This window comes from Serratia sp. CY74737 (assembly GCF_052166775.1).
GTDB lineage: Bacteria > Pseudomonadota > Gammaproteobacteria > Enterobacterales > Enterobacteriaceae > Serratia > Serratia ureilytica.
Map to the genome: position 1 here is coordinate 199431 of NZ_JBJNOF010000007.1, position 12993 is coordinate 212423.

Consider the following 12993-nt stretch of genomic DNA (forward strand, 5'->3'; position numbering starts at 1 on the left):
TAAATTATGTTAAATTCGAAAAAATTGATGCAATTCGTCCGCCAATCTGCGAAAAATCTTAATCGCCTGACGCCGGACCGATTCCAGCTAAGCTCTTGTAAAAAATAGGCCAATATTTCTCACCTGCGGTGGATGCTGCCAGGTGCGCATGACATTTCGATAAGGAGGAGGGATCCCTTGACGGACCTGATGAATTTTATAAACAACATTTTGTGGGGGTCGGTGCTGATTTATCTGCTGCTCGGCACCGGCATTTACTTCACGCTGCGCACCCGTTTTATCCAGCTCCGCCACTTCAGCCACATGTTCTCGGTGTTGAAAAACAGTAATAAAAGCGACAGCGCCGGCATCTCCTCTTTCCAGGCGCTGTGCACCACGCTGGCGGCGCGCGTCGGCACCGGCAACTTGACCGGCGTCGCCATTGCCCTGACCGCCGGCGGCCCCGGCGCCATCTTCTGGATGTGGGTGGTGGCGTTTATCGGCATGGCCACGTCATTTGTGGAAAGCTCGCTGGCTCAGCTCTACAAAACCAAAGACGACAACGGCAACTACCGCGGCGGCCCGGCCTATTACATGGAAAAGGGACTCGGCATGCGCTGGATGGGCGTGCTGTTCTCCATTTTCCTGATCATCGCTTTCGGCCTGGTGTTCAACGCCGTACAGGCCAACTCCATCGCGCAGGCCTCCGCCGTCGCCTTCCATTTACAGCCGCTGCACGTCGGTATTGGCCTGGTGCTGCTGAGCGGCGTGGTGATCTTCGGCGGCATCCGCTCCATCGCCAAAGTGGCCGAGCTGGTGGTGCCGCTGATGGCCGGCGCCTACCTGCTGCTGGCTCTCTGGGTGATTGGCCATAACATCGAGCACATGCCGGCGATCCTGGCGCTGATCTTCAAAAGCGCCTTCGGCCTGCAGGAAGCCGCGGCCGGCGCCGTCGGTTACGGTATCTCCCAGGCGATGACCCAGGGCGTGCAGCGCGGCCTGTTCTCCAATGAAGCCGGCATGGGATCGGCGCCCAACGCGGCGGCGTCCGCCTCGCCTTATCCGCCGCATCCCGCTTCACAGGGCTACGTGCAGATGCTCGGGGTATTTATCGACACCATCGTCATCTGCAGCGCCACCGCGGCGATCATCCTCTCTTCCGGCATTCTCGATCAGCCGACCGACAGCATCAGCGGCATCGATCTGACCCAGCGCGCGCTGTCGACCGCCGTCGGCAGTTGGGGGACTCCGTTCGTCGCCATCGCCATCTTCTTCTTCGCCTTTACGTCGATCATCGCCAACTACGCCTATGCCGAGAGCAATCTGGTGTTCCTCGAGCACAACCACCCGGGCGGCCTGTTGATTTTCCGCTGCGTGGCGCTGGGCATGGTGATGTTCGGCGCGCTGGCGGAGCTGCCGCTGGTGTGGAAAATGGCGGATACCTCCATGGCGCTGATGGCGATCACCAACCTGACGGCTATCTTGCTGCTGTCGCGGGTCGCGCTGAAGCTGGCCGACGACTACCATCGCCAGCGCCGCCTGGGCAAGCTGCCGACCTTCGACGCCAACCGTTACCCGGAGCTGAAATCGCAGCTGGAGCCGGGCGTGTGGGACGACAAGCAGCCGCCGCGCTGAGTATTCCGGGGCGCGTGCGATGCGCGCCCCGCCTATTGGACCGATAGCCCCTTTTTCCCGCGCTTTTTGCTACAGTATGCGCACTTAGATAAACAGGATCTGGCCATGCTCGTTATTATTTCACCTGCAAAAACGCTCGATTACGACAGCCCGCTGGCGACAAAACGCTTCACGCAGCCCGAACTGCTGAACAAGTCTAAGCAGCTTATCAACATTTGCCGCGAGCTGACGCCGGCGCAAATCGCCAGCCTGATGAGCATCAGCGACAAGCTGGCCGGGCTGAACGCCGCGCGCTTTAGCGAATGGCAACCGACATTTACCCCGGACAACGCCCGTCAGGCGTTGCTGGCGTTCAAGGGCGACGTATATACCGGCCTGCAGGCGCAGGACTTCAACGAAGCCGATTTCGACTTCGCCCAGCAGCATCTGCGCATGCTGTCCGGCCTGTATGGCGTACTGCGCCCGCTCGATCTGATGATGCCGTACCGGCTGGAGATGGGCATCAAGCTGGAAAACCCGAAGGGCAAAGATCTGTACAGCTTCTGGGGCGATCAGATCACCAAAAAGCTCAACGAAGCGCTGGAGCAACAGGGCGACAACGTGGTGGTCAACCTGGCGTCAGACGAGTATTTCAAAGCGGTGAAGCCGGCCAAGCTGCACGGCTCGCTGATCAAACCGGTGTTCCTCGACGAGAAGAACGGCAAGTTCAAGGTCATCAGCTTCTACGCCAAGAAAGCGCGCGGGTTGATGAGCCGCTTTATCATCAAAAACCGCCTGACGCGCAGCGAGCAGCTGGCGGACTTCAACCTGGAAGGCTACGCCTTCGACGAAGCCGCCTCGCAAGGCAATGAACTGGTGTTCAAACGCCCGGAGCAGGCATAAAAAAAAAGCCGTCGCAAGACGGCTTTTCGCATTTTAGCCTGCCGAACTTCAGGCCGGCAACCCCATCAGGAACTTGCGCAGCTCGCCGAAGTTGGCCGGCAGCGTGTGCGACAGCAGCGGCAGCTCAGCCCGCAGCGCCAGCGCTTTCGGCAACGGCAACTCCTGGCCGAGTATCGCTTCCACACTCTCTTTAAACTTGGCCGGATGCGCGGTGCCGAGGAACAGGCCGAACTCCCCTTCCTGCAATTGGTCACGCAGCGCACGGTAGGCAATGGCCGCGTGCGGTTCGGAGATATAGCCCAGCTCGGCCAGCTCACGCATCGTGTCTTTGGTGGTCTCGTCGCTGACCGCCGCGTGACCCAGCTCCTTCAACTGCCAGACCTTGCGACGGAACAGCTCTTCCACACGCGGCCAGTTGTTCGGCTGGCTGACGTCCATGGCGTTGGACAGCGTCGCGACCGTAGCGTGCGGCTGCCACTGGCCGCTGGTCAGGAAGCGCGGCACGGTGTCGTTGGCGTTGGTGGCGGCGATGAAGCGCTTCACCGGCAGGCCCAGCGATTTGGCCAGCAGCCCGGCGGTCAGATCGCCGAAGTTGCCGCTCGGCACCGAAATCACCAGCTGATTGCGCGCTTCCTGCGGCAGCTGCGCCACCGCTTCGAAGTAGTAGCAAATCTGCGCCAGCAAACGGCTGATGTTAATCGAGTTGGCCGAGTTCAGGTGCAGCGCGTCTTTCAATTCCTGATCGTCGAACGCCTGCTTCACCAGCGCCTGACAAGCATCGAAGTCACCGTCGATCGCCACGGTGTGAATGTTGCCGCCCAGGGTGCAGAACAGCTTTTCCTGCAGCGGGCTGATTTTGCCCTGCGGATACAGGATCACCACCCGCACGTTTTTCAGGCCGTAGAAGGCGTGCGCCACGGCGGCGCCGGTGTCGCCGGAGGTGGCGGTCAGAATGGTCACCGGCTGCTCGCCGGCCACTTCCGCCAGCATCTGCGCCATAAAGCGGCCGCCGAAGTCTTTGAACGCCAGCGTCGGGCCGTGGAACAGCTCCAGGCAGGAGACGTCATCGGTCACTTTCGCCACCGGCGCCGGGAACTCAAAGGCGGCCTGCACGCGTTTCTTCAGCGCCGCTTCCGGCACCTCTTCGCCGATAAAGGCCGACAGAATGCGGCTGCTGCGGGTGACAAAATCCTGCTCCAGCAGGTGGTCGATTTCGGTCAGTTCGAACTCCGGCAGCTCCAGCGGGAAGAACAGCCCCTGTTGCTTGCCCAGGCCTTGTTTGATCGCCTGCGCGAAGCTGACCTGCTCGTTGTGATCCTTAAGGTTGTACAGTTTCATGCGTTATCCCAGTAGTCGAGCGCCTGCGGTATCCAGACGGCAAATATGAACAAAACCTTCGTCGTTTTGCAGATAGTGTTGTTGCAGCCAGGCGGCCATGCGTTGCGCGGTGGCGCCGTCGTTGCAGACGGCGAACAGCGTCGGGCCAGAGCCGGAGATGCCGCAGGCCAACGCGCCGATCTCCTGCGCCGCCTTGCGCGCTTCGGCGAAGCCCGGCAGCAGCCGGGTGCGGTACGGTTCGGCGATCACGTCCTGCATCAATTTGGCGGCCAGCTGCGGCTGCCGGGTATGGCAGGCGTGAATAAAGCCGGCCAGATAGCGGCCATGGCTGATGCAATCCTGACGACGGTATTGCGCGGGTAAAATGGCGCGCGCTTCGGCGGTGGACACTTTGATGCCCGGATAGGCCATAACCCACAGCCAATCGTCAAAGCACGGCACCTCCTGGCTGATAATGCCTTCTTCTTCCAGCATCAGCTGCAGGCCGCCCAGATAGCAAGGCGCCACGTTGTCGTAATGCACGCTGCCGGAAATGCGCCCTTCCAGCTCGCCCATCAGGCCGAGCAGCGTCGTCTTATCCAACGGGCGATCGCAGAATTCGTTCATCGCCATCAGCCCGGCGACCACCGAACAGGCGCTGGAACCCAGCCCCGATCCGATCGGCATGTTCTTTTCCAAACGCATCGCCACCGGCACTTCGCGGCCGATCTCCTGGCAGAAGCGCTCCCAGCATTGATAAACGATGTTCTCTTTCGGCTCGGCCGGCAGCTTGCTGACGAAGCGCCCGGCATTCTGCAAACTGAACGTCTCGGCGGCTTCGACGCTGACACAGTCGCCCAGCAGCGTGCCGTCGATCGGCGAAACCGCCGCGCCCAGCACGTCGAAACCGACGCTGACGTTGCCGATCGAGGCCGGTGCATACACCTTAACCATATTAAACTCCCAACTTCCATGACAGTGTGCGCAGCAGATCGGCGAATACGCCCGCTGCGGTCACATCGTTACCGGCGCCGTAGCCGCGCAGCACCAGCGGCAACGGCTGATAGTAGCGGCTGTAGAAGGCCAGCGCGTTCTCGCCGTTCTTCACTTTATACAACGGATCGTTGCCGTCCACCGCCTCAATGCGCACCTTGCAGCGCCCTTCGTCGATCAGGCCGACATAGCGCAGCACCTTGCCTTGCTCGGCGGCGTTGGCCACGTTGCGCGCGAACTCTTTATCCAGCTCCGGCAACCGCGCCAGGAAGGTGTCCACGTCGCCCGACGCGTCGAAGGATGGCGGCAGCACCGGCTCGACCTCGATATCGCTCAGTTCCAGTTTATAACCGGCCTCGCGCGCCAGGATCAGCAGCTTACGCGCCACGTCCATCCCGGACAGATCGTCGCGCGGATCCGGCTCGGTGTAGCCGTTGGCCCGGGCCTGCAGGGTCGCCGCCGACAGCGACAGCCCTTCGTCCAGCTTGCCGAAGATAAAGGACAGCGAGCCGGACAGGATGCCGGAGAAACGCACCAGTTCATCGCCGGCGTTCAGCAGGTTTTGCAGGTTCTCAATCACCGGCAGACCGGCGCCGACGTTGGTGTCGTACAGGAACTTGCGGTGCGAGCCGGCCGCGGCCGCGCGCAGCTGCTGATAATAGTTCATCGACGAGGTGTTGGCCTTTTTGTTCGGCGTCACCACATGGAAACCGTCCGCCAGGAAGTCCACGTACTGATCGGCCACCGCCTGGCTGGAGGTACAGTCGACGATCACCGGGTTCAGCAGATGATATTCCTTCACCAGCCGGATCAGACGGCCGAGATTGAACGGCTCCTGCGCGCCGGCCAGCGCGTCGCGCCAGCTGTCGAGCGCGATGCCGTGCACGTTGGTCAGCATCACGCGCGAGTTGGCGATGCCGCACACCCGCAGATCGATATGTTTTTGCTTCAGCCACGGCTGCTGACGATAGATCTGCTCGATCAACGCCCCGCCGACACCGCCGACGCCGATGACGAACACTTCGATCACCTGATCGGTGTTGAACAGCATCTGGTGGCTGACGCGCACGCCGGTGGTGGCGGAATCATTGCTGACCACCACCGAAATGGAACGCTCCGAAGACCCTTGGGCGATGGCGACGATATTGATGTTGGCGCGCGCCAGCGCGGAGAAGAAGCGTGCGGAAATGCCGCGCAGGGTGCGCATGCCGTCGCCGACCACCGAGATGATCGCCAGGCGTTCCATGACGTCCAGCGGATCCAGCACGCCGTCTTTCAGCTCCAGATAGAACTCCTCTTCCAGCGCGCGACGAGCGCGCTGCAGTTCACCCTGCGGCACGCAGAAGCTGATGCTGTATTCGGAAGAGGATTGGGTGATCAGCACCACCGAAATGCCGGCGCGCGACATCACGGCGAAGACCCGTGCGGCCATGCCGACCATGCCTTTCATGCCCGGGCCGGAGACGTTGATCATCGCCATGTTGTTCAGGTTGGTGATGCCCTTCACCGGCATATCGGCATCGGTGCTGTCTTTGCCGATCAGCGTGCCGGGGGCCTGCGGGTTGGAGGTGTTTTTAATCAGGCAAGGGATTTGGAACTGGGCAATAGGAGTGATGGTGCGGGGGTGTAACACTTTGGCGCCGAAATAGGAAAGCTCCATCGCTTCCTGGTACGACATCGATTTCAGTAACCTGGCGTCCGGCACGGTGCGCGGATCGCAGGTATAAACGCCGTCGACGTCGGTCCAGATCTCGCAACAGTCGGCGCGCAGGCAGGCGGCCAGCACCGCGGCGGAATAGTCGGAGCCGTTGCGGCCCAGCACCACCAGCTCGCCCTTGTCATTACCGGCGGTGAAACCGGCCATCAGCACGATATGATCGGCCGGGATCGCCGCGGCGGCGATGCGCAGCGTAGACTCGGCGATGTCCACGGTGGACTCCAGGTAGTGGCCCTGCGCCAGCAGTTTCTCCACCGGGTTAATCACCGTGACCGGATAGCCTTTGGCGCGGAACACCCCTTCCATGATGGCGATGGAGAGCTTTTCGCCACGGCAGATGATCGCCGCGTTCACGCTGTCCGGGCACTGCCCCAGCAGCGAGACGCCATGCAGCACCTGTTTGAGCTGCGCGAATTCCTGATCGACCACGCCTTTCAGCCTGTCGTATTCAAAGCCCGGCAGCGCCTGCGCCAGCCCGCTCAGCAGGTCGGCAAAGATCCGCTCGGCGTCGCTCATATTCGGCAGAATGTCCTGGCCCGCCACCGTTTTGTCGATCATCGCCACCAGATGGTTGGTGATCTTTGCGGGGGCGGACAAGACCGTGGCTACCTGTCCCTGACGCGCGTTACTCTCCATGATGTCGGCGACGCGCAGAAAACGTTCCGCATTCGCTACCGAGGTTCCGCCAAATTTCAGCACTCGCATTTGTGATCTCTCCGAATTTAAGCCGAAAAAAAAGCCCGCACTGATTAGGTGCGGGCTTTTTTCTGTGTTTCCTGTGCGCGTCAGCCCGCCCCGTTACCTGTGGTATCGGTGGTGGTAATAATTGTGGTAGTCAGGCTGATATTGCGCATGTTGTCTGTCTGTCTCATGAAATACTCTGTCCCCTCTATTGGTTAAAGCAATCGCTATCCCAAGTCAAACGATTTCTTTTTTTTGCTTATTTTCCGTTCAGCGGCGGTAATGCGCGATGCAACAGGTGAAAAGCAAAATGACAGAACAAAAAAACAACCTAAAGCCGGTTTAATAGTGGATCACACTGAGTAACCGCCTGCTGGAGCCGCTATCACTTGGCGAGTTTTTTTTCGATATCGTGCAGCAGCGTATGCAGCATCGCCGTATCTCGCTGCGGCAACGCACCGAGGCGCTGGTGCAGCCAGTCGCGCAATTTTTGGTCATCGCCGACCTCCAGGGCATCCAACAAAGCATCGGCGCGGCGGCGCAACGCCCTGAGTTGCCCTTCAGGCGCCGCAGCCTCCTGCGGCGCGGCGTTGACGCCCATCAGGCTCGCCAACTGGTAGCAGTACACCATCACCGCCTGACCCAGATTGAGCGACGGATAGTCCGCCTGCATCGGCACGCCGGTCAGCAAATCCGCCAGCGCCAGCTCTTCGTTGGTCAGGCCGGAATCTTCGCGGCCGAATACCAGCGCGGCCTGGCCGACCCACTGCTTACGCTCACTCAGCTGTTCCAGCAGCTCAGGCGGCGTGCAGTAGTAGTGAAAACGCGCGCGACTGCGGGCGGTGGTGGCGACGGTGAAATCCACATCCGCCAGCGCCTGTTCCAGCGTGGCGAACGTTTGCACGCCGTCGAGGATCTCGCCGGCCCCATGTGCCACCCAGCGCGCCGCCGGCTGCAGATGCGCCTCGCTGTCGACAATGCGCAACGAAGCGAAACCCATGGTTTTCATCGCGCGCGCCGCCGCGCCGACGTTTTCCGGCCGCGCCGGAGCCACTAGAACAATATGAAGCTGCATCACTCTTCCACCGAAGGCGGGCCTGCGTTTTTGACGATAGCGCAGCGCCCGCATGTATTTACAATTGCGTAACAATAAACGCGTTAATAGCAACAAACAAGATTAAACGGCTCGTTGAGCTAATAAACCTGTCGTAATAGTCATTATTCATGCTTATGTTTTACTGCATTTATTTATCAATGAGTTAAAACAACGCGATGATCAATAAGTGAATAATTGTATCCTATCGGGCCGGATAATGCTGAATCGTTCACAGAATTTGAGGTTCTGTGACTTAAACTGGCATTTCTGTAAGTGTTTTTCACAAATCTGTTAACGTGCTACAATTGAATTTGATATATGTCAACAAAGCGTAGTTTTGTTGGGTGATGAATTCGGCACGCGCTGTTATATTGCTGTTAATGGGGTTAGGATATGCGCCGTTTTGGCACCCAAGGGGTTGTAGGGAACGGCATCCCCACCAGGCTAGCGATCTTGTTGACATGAGATGGAAAGTGCATCAAGAACGAGTTTACGTACTTTAGTCATTTGCTGAGAGGGAACGTGGCGCTATCTCTGCCCTCCTCTAAGAAAACAGAGACTTCTGTACTTCCTATTTTCTATTTTGTTGGCAATTTTAGGTAGCAAATATGCAGACCCCGCACATTCTGATTGTCGAAGACGAGTTAGTCACTCGTAACACCCTGAAGAGCATTTTCGAGGCGGAAGGCTACATTGTTCATGAAGCCAATGATGGTGCAGAGATGCACAATATCCTGTCTGAAAATGATATCAATCTGGTCATCATGGACATCAATCTGCCAGGCAAAAACGGCCTGCTGTTGGCGCGCGAACTGCGTGAACAGGCCAGCGTCGCCTTGATGTTCCTGACCGGCCGCGATAACGAGGTGGATAAAATCCTCGGCCTGGAAATCGGCGCCGACGATTACATCACCAAACCGTTCAACCCGCGTGAGCTGACCATCCGCGCACGCAACCTGCTGTCGCGCACCATGAATCTGGGCAGCCTCGGCGAAGAGCGCCGCCTGGTCGAGAGCTACAAGTTCAACGGGTGGGAGCTGGACATCAACAGCCGCTCTTTGATCAGCCCGGCCGGCGAACAGTACAAGCTGCCGCGCAGCGAATTCCGCGCCATGCTGCACTTCTGCGAAAACCCGGGCAAGATCCAGTCCCGCGGCGAACTGCTGAAGAAGATGACCGGCCGCGAGCTGAAGCCGCATGACCGCACCGTGGACGTCACCATCCGTCGCATTCGCAAGCACTTCGAATCGACGCCGGACACGCCGGAAATCATCGCCACCATCCACGGCGAAGGCTACCGCTTCTGCGGCGATCTGGAAGAGTAATTCCAGCCTGCCGTCATGAAAATGGGGTTCAGCATGCTGAACCCCGTTTTTTTATTTTGCCTCAGCCCACGGCATGATCGGCACCGCGCTCAGCGCATTCTTCGGCGAGCCGTCGATCACCTTGTCGGAGTAGCTCAGGTAGATCAGCGAATTGCGTTTGGCGTCGTAGAAGCGCACCACCTGCAGCTTCTTGAACACCAGCGACGTGCGTTTCTGGAACACCACATCGCCTTCCGCCTTGCCGTTTTTGATCTTGTCACTCAGCTCGATAGGCCCGACCTGCTGGCAGGAAATGGCCGCGTCGGCGGTATCTTCCGCCAGGCCCAGCCCGCCTTTGATGCCGCCGGTTTTGGCGCGGCTGATATAACAAGTTACATTTTTAACATCCGGATCGTCGAACGCTTCGACCACGATTTTGTGGTCCGGCCCCAACAATTTAAACACCGTATCAACGGAACCCACTTGCTCCGCCTGTGCGCTTCCCACGGTTGCGCAAACCAAACCGAATAAAAATATCCAGCTTTTTTTCATTTACTTAACTCCGATATAACCTTGCCGCGAAAATGGGCTCGGCGATCACCATTATTTATGTCTAAGCTCACGGAATCGGGTTTTTACGGGTCCGCACCGTCCGTTTTAGCACAGAGCGTGACAAAAATCTTTGAGAGTCGCGGAGGAAAAAAATTGCTATGATGCGGCGTCGTTATTTCTTTGCGCCCACTACGGTGTACCCCAATCCAACTCTGGCGCGGCATGCGCAGCAGAGGCAAAGAGTGCAACGCATAATGGCTCATGGATCGGTCTGATAGCGCAGCACCAGCGTGACGAATCAACAGTTCGGGTTCCTACCCCCAAGCTTTACGAGGAAGATCTATGGATCAAGCCGGTATCATTCGTGATCTGCTTAGCTGGCTGGAAAGCCATTTGGACCAACCCTTGTCGCTGGATAACGTGGCGGCCAAGGCCGGCTACTCCAAATGGCACCTGCAACGGATGTTCAAAGATATTACCGGTAATGCCATCGGTGCTTACATCCGGGCAAGAAGGCTGTCCAAGGCCGCCGTCGCGCTGCGCCTGACCAGCCGGCCGATTTTGGATATCGCTCTGCAATATCGCTTCGACTCGCAGCAGACCTTCACGCGCGCCTTCAAGAAACAGTTTGCGCAAACGCCGGCGCTGTACCGCCGCGCCGAAGACTGGAACGCGTTCGGCATCTGCCCGCCGATCCGTCTGGGGGCCTTCACTCTGCCGCAGCCCGAGTTCCTCTCGTTGCCGGATAAGCATCTGGTCGGCCTGACCCAAAGCTACTCCTGCACGCTGGAACAGATCACCACCGTGCGCACCGAGCTGCGCTCGCAGTTCTGGCGCCAGTTCCTCGGCGAAGTCGAAACCTTGCCGCCGGTGCTATACGGGTTGCACCACTCGCGTCCGAGCCAGGAGAAGGACGACGAACAGGAAGTGCTGTACACCACGGCGCTGGAGCCGGATCAGGTGCCTGATAAAGTGCAGGAAGTTCAACCGCTGGTGCTGCCGGGCGGCGAATTTGCAATGTTCAGCTATGAAGGGCCCATCGGAGGCCTGCAGGACTTTATCCTGACGGTCTACGGCACTTGCCTGCCGGAGCTCAAACTGACGCGCCGCAAAGGGCACGACATCGAGCGCTTCTACCCGAAAGGCGAGCGCCGTCCGCATCAGGCGCCTACCGAGATCAAGTGCGATTACCTGATCCCGATTCGACGTTAACGCTGCAGTTCGTCCAACGCGGGCATGTCCAGATGCGTGACATCGCCCGCCGTTTCGACGATCCAGCCGGAAGCCAGCCACGGGCTCTGCTGGTGATCGACGCGCGACAGTGAGCAGTTGCGCAAGCGCAGGCGGCGTTCCGCATAGGCCGGCAGCCCGAGCACCGTACTGATCAAACACCCCAACGCGATGCCATGGCTGACGAGCAGCGGCTTGCTGCCCTCCGGCAGCATCAGGCAGCTCTCCAGCGCGGCGCGCATGCGCTCGCCCAGCTCCTCCATGGATTCGCCTTGAGGGATACGGCCGTCAGGAGTACCATCGACCATCTGTTTGCGCCACTGTTCTTCCTGCGGCGTCAAACTGTCGATCAGGCGTTCTTCCAGAACCCCCATGTGCAGCTCACGCAAACGCGGATCGCCAATCACTTCGCAGCCACAGGCTTCGGCGATGATCTGCGCGGTGCGGCGCGTGCGCCCCAGGTCGCTGGTAATGATATGCGTAATGCCTTCTTTGCTGACGCGCCTGGCGACCAGACGGGCCTGGTGTTCCCCCATGGCGGTTAACGGGCTGTCGGACTGACCCTGGATGCGGCGAGCCGCGTTCCATTCCGTTTCGCCGTGGCGAACGAGGTATACCTGTAACATTTTTGTTTTCCGTTATACTGCGTGAAATTTGCGTTTATCCCCGGCCCGGCGGCGCTTTTGCCGCTGCCCGGCGTATCGGCCAGAAGGATATCAAACCCGTTATGTACCATGTTGTCGCTGCAACTACCAACCCGGCAAAGATCAAGGCTATTCAATTGGCCTTCGATGACGTCTTCGGCGCAGGCCAATACCGCATTGAACCCGTCGACGTCGCCAGCGGCGTTTCGCTGCAGCCGATAGGCAATCACGAAACGCGCACAGGTGCGCGTCAACGCGTGATGGAAGCGCGCCAGGTCAGGCCCGAGGCCGATTTTTGGGTCGGCGTGGAAGCCGGGATTGAAGAGAATATGACCTTCGCCTGGATGACCATCGAGAACCCGTCCATCCGCGGCGAATCCCGCTCGGCGAGCCTGATGCTGCCGGAAGTCATCTTACAAGGTATTCGCGAAGGCCGCGAATTGGGCAGCGAAATGGCGACGATCACCGGCAACGCCGAGGTGAAGCGCCAGGGCGGCGCCATCGGCGTCTTCACCGACGGCCGGCTGAGCCGCACCAGCGTTTATCATCAGGCGCTGCTGCTGGCGCTGGTGCCGTTCCACAACGCCATCTATCAGCAATAACGCAGAGTCTGCTAGGGCGCGTCGTGCAGCAACTGCTGCTCAAGCCACTGTTTCAGCGCGGGTGAAGCCGCTTTCAGGCTGTTAGAACCGCGGGTGATGGTGGCGATCCCCGCGCCCAGTTCATTTTTCAGCTCGCGCTGGCTCATCTCGCCGCGCATCAGTTCCTGAATGATCCGCACCCGGGTGCCCAGCGCGGTGCGCTCGTCCGGCGTCAGCATCAATTGCAACAGCGGTTGATGCAGTTCTTGCGCAAACGAATTCTGCAGCAGCGCGACGAAGCGCAGCCAATCCTCATTGCCTTGTTCTGAAAGAGCGGGGTCGTTTAACGATAATTGCGTCATGGCAGCCACCATACTATTTA

General features: G+C 59.3%; 13 protein-coding genes and 1 other annotated feature. Of the genes, 5 read left to right on the plus strand and 8 right to left on the minus strand.

The annotated features are described in order from the left end of the window. The first annotated feature begins 177 nt into the window (after nt 1–177). Both ACJ8PE_RS12240 and yaaA read left to right on the plus strand, forming a co-directional pair. Nucleotides 178–1614: an alanine/glycine:cation symporter family protein gene (locus ACJ8PE_RS12240; RefSeq protein ID WP_082997241.1), complete on the plus strand. Its 1437-nt coding sequence runs from the start codon at nt 178–180 to the stop codon at nt 1612–1614. Nucleotides 1615–1719: 105 nt separating this feature from the next. Continuing rightward, nucleotides 1720–2496, plus strand: coding sequence for a peroxide stress protein YaaA (gene yaaA / locus ACJ8PE_RS12245; protein ID WP_108682244.1), 777 nt, complete (start codon nt 1720–1722; stop codon nt 2494–2496). 48 nt (nt 2497–2544) lie between these two features. Here yaaA and thrC read toward each other — a convergent pair whose 3' ends face one another. From thrC to ACJ8PE_RS12270, 5 genes are all read right to left on the minus strand, one after another. Then, on the minus strand, nt 2545–3834 hold the full coding sequence (thrC, locus tag ACJ8PE_RS12250) for a threonine synthase (protein WP_033641812.1): 1290 nt from the start codon (nt 3832–3834) through the stop codon (nt 2545–2547). 3 nt (nt 3835–3837) lie between these two features. Beyond that, complete coding sequence (thrB, locus tag ACJ8PE_RS12255) at nt 3838–4767, minus strand: homoserine kinase (protein ID WP_004932993.1); 930 nt, start codon at nt 4765–4767, stop codon at nt 3838–3840. A gap of 1 nt (nt 4768) precedes the next feature. After that, nucleotides 4769–7228, minus strand: coding sequence for a bifunctional aspartate kinase/homoserine dehydrogenase I (thrA, locus tag ACJ8PE_RS12260; RefSeq protein WP_033641811.1), 2460 nt, complete (start codon nt 7226–7228; stop codon nt 4769–4771). Between the two features lie 24 nt (nt 7229–7252). Further along, nucleotides 7253–7370 (minus strand) — a sequence feature (Thr leader region). Further along, nucleotides 7309–7395: a thr operon leader peptide gene (gene thrL / locus ACJ8PE_RS12265; protein ID WP_071845095.1), complete on the minus strand. Its 87-nt coding sequence runs from the start codon at nt 7393–7395 to the stop codon at nt 7309–7311. (Overlaps the previous feature by 62 nt.) Before the next feature lie 194 nt (nt 7396–7589). Continuing rightward, nucleotides 7590–8279 carry a tRNA/rRNA methyltransferase gene (locus tag ACJ8PE_RS12270; protein WP_033641810.1) on the minus strand — a complete coding sequence of 230 codons (690 nt, stop codon included), beginning with the start codon at nt 8277–8279 and terminating at the stop codon, nt 7590–7592. A gap of 629 nt (nt 8280–8908) precedes the next feature. Between ACJ8PE_RS12270 and arcA the strand changes: the two genes are divergently transcribed. Then, the gene (gene arcA / locus ACJ8PE_RS12275; protein WP_004933003.1) at nt 8909–9625 is read left to right on the plus strand and encodes a two-component system response regulator ArcA; all 717 of its coding nucleotides are present in this window, start codon (nt 8909–8911) and stop codon (nt 9623–9625) included. Between the two features lie 51 nt (nt 9626–9676). On the opposite strand, the gene creA is transcribed toward arcA, so the two are convergent. Further along, entirely contained in the window at nt 9677–10156 is a 480-nt protein-coding gene (creA, locus tag ACJ8PE_RS12280; protein ID WP_033641809.1) for a protein CreA, read from the minus strand. A gap of 342 nt (nt 10157–10498) precedes the next feature. Between creA and robA the strand changes: the two genes are divergently transcribed. Beyond that, nucleotides 10499–11368, plus strand: coding sequence for an MDR efflux pump AcrAB transcriptional activator RobA (robA, locus tag ACJ8PE_RS12285; protein ID WP_033641808.1), 870 nt, complete (start codon nt 10499–10501; stop codon nt 11366–11368). Here robA and gpmB read toward each other — a convergent pair. Continuing rightward, nucleotides 11365–12012, minus strand: a complete 648-nt coding sequence (gene gpmB / locus ACJ8PE_RS12290) for a 2,3-diphosphoglycerate-dependent phosphoglycerate mutase GpmB (RefSeq protein WP_025305227.1) — start codon at nt 12010–12012, stop codon at nt 11365–11367. The genes robA and gpmB overlap by 4 nt on opposite strands. A gap of 101 nt (nt 12013–12113) precedes the next feature. On the opposite strand from gpmB, the gene yjjX reads away from it, so the two are divergent. Beyond that, on the plus strand, nt 12114–12632 hold the full coding sequence (gene yjjX, locus ACJ8PE_RS12295) for an inosine/xanthosine triphosphatase (protein WP_033641807.1): 519 nt from the start codon (nt 12114–12116) through the stop codon (nt 12630–12632). 11 nt (nt 12633–12643) lie between these two features. Here the strand turns inward: yjjX and trpR are convergent, their stop codons facing one another. Continuing rightward, nucleotides 12644–12973 carry a trp operon repressor gene (trpR, locus tag ACJ8PE_RS12300; protein ID WP_016929152.1) on the minus strand — a complete coding sequence of 110 codons (330 nt, stop codon included), beginning with the start codon at nt 12971–12973 and terminating at the stop codon, nt 12644–12646. Nucleotides 12974–12993 lie beyond the last annotated feature (20 nt).